Raw genomic sequence first — 4,008 nt, forward strand, 5'->3', positions numbered from 1 at the left:
CCGGTGTGGGAATGTCCGGTGTCGGTATGGGTTACTCCATGTCCGGCGTGGGAATGACCGAATCCGGTTCCGCCCTAGGCTACTCTATGTCCGGTGTGGGAATGTCCGGTGTCGGTATGGGTTACTCCATGTCCGGCGTGGGAATGACCGAATCCGGTTCCGCCCTAGGCTACTCTATGTCCGGTGTGGGAATGTCCGGTGTCGGTATGGGTTACTCCATGTCCGGCGTGGGAATGACCGAATCCGGTTCCGCCCTAGGCTACTCTATGTCCGGTGTGGGAATGTCCGGTGTCGGTATGGGTTACTCCATGTCCGGCGTGGGAATGACCGAATCCGGTTCCGCCCTAAGCTACTCCATGTCCGGCGTGGGAATGTCCGGTGTCGGAATGGCGGAAAGGATGTCTGGTATCGGTTTCACTATGTCCGGTTCCGCCCTAGGCTACTCTATGTCCGGTATCGGGATGTCTGGTATTGGGATGGCTGCATCAATGCCTCCCATTCGTCCCCGTAAATTCTGGTTGGTGGCTGATGCTGAGTTAATCATTTATGGTGCAACTGAGCCTGATGCTAAGGTTAGTATTGGCGGACGACCGATTCAACTCAATCCTGATGGTACGTTCCGATTCCAAATGTATTTCCCTGATGGTCAATTTGACTATCCAATTATGGCTGTTGCTGCTGATGGTGAGCAAACCCGTTCGATTCACATGAAGTTTAATCGTGAAACTCCCGAACGTCACACTAATACCCGCGAGGAAGCCGTTTTAGAGTGGGTGGGTTAGGATATTAAGCGATATAACCGATGATGAAAGTCTGATCTTAGCAATTGCGAATTAAGAACATGAGCCGGAGTTTTCCTGATGCGAAACCCCCCGGCTCAATTTTTGTCTGTGCGATCGCTCCTAGTAGAGAGGGGGTATGCCATAACCGAGGGAAGATGATAACCTGTAATTACGGGTAAATAACACAAAAAACTATGGTGATCGAGAAATTACAACAACTTCAATCCCTATTTGCTGAAATGGAGCAGGCATTAATTGCCTATTCGGGAGGAATAGATAGTACGTTGGTGGCGAAAATTGCCTATGATATTTTGGGCGATCGCGCTTTAGCTGTCACCGCTGTTTCGCCTTCCCTGTTACCGGAAGATTTGGAAGATGCTCGCATTCAGGCGGCGATGATTGGCATATCTCATGAGGAAATCTACACTCAGGAAATGGCTAATCCTAATTACACCGCTAACCCGGTTAACCGTTGTTATTTCTGCAAAAGTGAACTGCATGACCAGCTTAAACCCTTAGCTAGACAACGGGGTTATTTATACATAGTTGATGGTGTGAATGCTGATGATTTGCAGGACTATCGCCCGGGAGTGCAAGCCGCTAAGGAAAGGGGAGTGCGATCGCCTTTAGCAGAGGTGGGAGTTACTAAAGCTGAGGTACGGGAAATCTCTAAATATCTGGGGTTAAGTTGCTGGGATAAGCCTTCTCAACCTTGTTTAAGTTCCCGTTTTCCCTATGGAGAAGAAATCACGATCGCTAAATTGCAGAGGGTCGGACGTGCTGAGGTTTATTTGCGCCGTTTGGGTTGGCAAAATCTGCGGGTGCGCTCCGAGGGAGACACGGCTAGGATTGAACTGCCACCAGCACAAATTCAGGAGTTTATAATTCAAAATGATTTGCCACTTTTAGTGAAAACTTTTCAGGAATTGGGTTTTGTATATGTTACCTTAGACCTAGAAGGATATCGTAGTGGTAAATTAAATCAAGTATTACAACCGGAACTCCTCGTTACCTACACCTAAATTATACTCGCTAGGTGATGAAGTTGCCAGCCGACTACTAACCCCAGCATTGACACCAGACACAGGACTAAAAATGCCTGCCAGTTTTTGGTGCTGTGGGTTTGTAGTTCCATACGGGTGAGAATGGTGGCGGATAAAGACATCAGAAGAGTGGTAAAAATTTCCATCCTGGTGGCTAATACTACCAGTAAGAAAGCACCGACCACTACAGATAAAAAAGCGCCAATATTTGACTGAAACCAGCGATTGAGAGGACGGCTTAAATTCTCTAAAGGAACTGTGAAAAACAGGGCGAGTAAGATAATAGTTAATTTAATAATTACCCAAAAGTGCCACTCTATTTGTCGGTTAAATAAATCCCACCCAAACACCATATAGGTGAGCATCAGTAAGAAAATTGACACCCAAAGCATAGGCGCGATCTGATGGGATTTCATGGCTACCAGATTATAAATTGGTGGAAATCGCTTGTAGGGGACAGGTGGGAATACACTGTTCACACACAATACAACGCGATCGCGTAAATGTTAAATAAAAGGTTTCGGGATTGAGAGTTAGTGCTTCTGTCGGACATACACCTGTACATAGTCCACAGTCTACGCAGCTTTGTTCATCAATGATAATTTCTCGACTGGCTAGGGAAACTGTCACGTTTTGAGATTGCATCCAATCGATCGCCGCCTCGAGTTGGTCTATATCTCCCGATAACTCTACTACCAGTTTTCCTACCTGATTAGGGGCCACTTGCGCTCTAATAATATTAGCAGCTACATTAAAATCTTTGGCCAGTCGGTAGGTAATTGGCATCTGCACTGAACGTTTGGGAAAAGTCAAAGTGACTCGTTTTTTCATGCTTCCCGGCAGAATACAGCATCTCTATCATACCATGCGATCACCAATGGTGGCTGTTTTGGTGGGGCGATCGCTTTCTATTTTCCCCGCACTTGTCTAATTCGCTACACTGTACCCAAGACGATCATCTGTGTGACTAGCTGCATTAAATGAGTACAAATCCATCTGATTCTAGTTTAACTACTTCTTCATTCACAACTCGTTTGAGAAACTTTCTGATTGCTCTTGTGGCAATTGTTCTCAGTGTCTTGGTTTTTTGGGGTTTCCGAACTAATGCTACCTCTATATCTTTAACGGAACTGGCCACGGAATCAACCCCTCTTGAGGTGGCTTTGAGTAATGGTAAACCGACTTTGATGGAGTTTTATGCTAATTGGTGTACAACCTGTCAGGCTATGGCTGAAGATATGGCAGATCTGCGCGATAGTTATGGCGATCGCATTAATTTTGTCATGCTCAATGTTGATAATACTAAATGGCTCCCGGAAATTCTCAAGTATCGAGTTGATGGGATTCCCCATTTTGTCTTTCTCAATGATCAAGCTGAAGTTATGGGGGAGGCGATCGGAGAAATTCCCCGACCTAACCTAGGGTCTCGTTTAGATGCTTTGATCGCTGGTAATTTGATGCCAACAGTCGAAACTATGGGGCAGGTTTCCACTTTTAAAGCCCCTGTTGTCCCCTCTGGGGATGCTAACACCGATCCTCGCGCACACGGTAGCCAAGTCAAACTCTAAAGCCTTTCGGGCGGGCTACATTGCCCGCCTCTTGGCGGCGGATCTCGCTTTTTATTAACTGTTTTTTACAAAAATTATCAAAACTTAAAAAAAACTGTGATTTTTGTTAACTAAACTTTCCGAGGATATTCTTTGAGTAATTGTACTGATTTTAGGGAGTTGCTTAGAGAAGGCGATCGCTTGATTTTAGCTAGGTAGATGATACGGAGACGGAGACGGAGGCAAACCTATATATTATAACATGATTTATCGATTATGGTGAATTATCCGTTGATTGCAAATAAATATTGCAAATATTGTGCAAATCCAGAAATTTCATCTAGTATAGTAGGTATATAAGGCAAGAGAAAAGTGAGGTTTTCTTATGAATATGATGTCTAAACTATCAAATATGATGGCTTACCTAACCGAAGCAGTGATTCGGATTTTTAGCCCCACTGACGATGCTTATCCAGAAGTAGGTCCTAGCCCGTTTGAAGGAACTCCCTGTAAAAATCCTTCCCCAGCCCTGAAGTAAACGCTAGGGGATAGAGTCAGCGTCAGCACCCCCGGCTGAAGCACGGGGGCTTCGTGCCCCCCGCTTTCAGGTAGCTGACCAGCTTAAGCCTTAACTGG

5 protein-coding genes and 1 pseudogene are annotated in these 4,008 nt (G+C 45.6%); 4 read left to right on the top strand and 2 right to left on the bottom strand.

Annotation, left to right across the window (positions count from 1 at the left end; translation table 11 throughout):
* Positions 1-782, top strand: a pseudogene (locus ACTIE0_RS23175) (DUF4912 domain-containing protein); the annotation flags it as partial.
* A 194-nt stretch (positions 783-976) separates the two neighbouring features.
* Complete coding sequence (gene larE, locus ACTIE0_RS23180; protein WP_006623989.1) at positions 977-1,804, top strand: ATP-dependent sacrificial sulfur transferase LarE; 828 nt, start codon at positions 977-979, stop codon at positions 1,802-1,804.
* On the opposite strand, the gene ACTIE0_RS23185 is transcribed toward larE, so the two are convergent.
* Positions 1,801-2,241: a hypothetical protein gene (locus tag ACTIE0_RS23185; protein ID WP_006623988.1), complete on the bottom strand. Its 441-nt coding sequence runs from the start codon at positions 2,239-2,241 to the stop codon at positions 1,801-1,803. The two genes, larE and ACTIE0_RS23185, sit on opposite strands and share 4 nt — an antisense overlap.
* 10 nt (positions 2,242-2,251) lie before the next feature.
* Positions 2,252-2,656 (bottom strand): NIL domain-containing protein, encoded by a 405-nt coding sequence (locus ACTIE0_RS23190; protein WP_006618054.1) that lies wholly within the window; start codon positions 2,654-2,656, stop codon positions 2,252-2,254.
* A 149-nt stretch (positions 2,657-2,805) separates the two neighbouring features.
* Between ACTIE0_RS23190 and ACTIE0_RS23195 the strand changes: the two genes are divergently transcribed.
* Both ACTIE0_RS23195 and ACTIE0_RS23200 read left to right on the top strand, forming a co-directional pair.
* Positions 2,806-3,393, top strand: coding sequence for a thioredoxin family protein (locus ACTIE0_RS23195; protein WP_006623987.1), 588 nt, complete (start codon positions 2,806-2,808; stop codon positions 3,391-3,393).
* A gap of 364 nt (positions 3,394-3,757) precedes the next feature.
* On the top strand, positions 3,758-3,910 hold the full coding sequence (locus ACTIE0_RS23200; RefSeq protein ID WP_006623986.1) for a hypothetical protein: 153 nt from the start codon (positions 3,758-3,760) through the stop codon (positions 3,908-3,910).
* Positions 3,911-4,008 lie beyond the last annotated feature (98 nt).

The sequence above is a fragment of the Limnospira sp. genome, from assembly GCF_051859755.1.
GTDB lineage: Bacteria > Cyanobacteriota > Cyanobacteriia > Cyanobacteriales > Microcoleaceae > Limnospira > Limnospira fusiformis.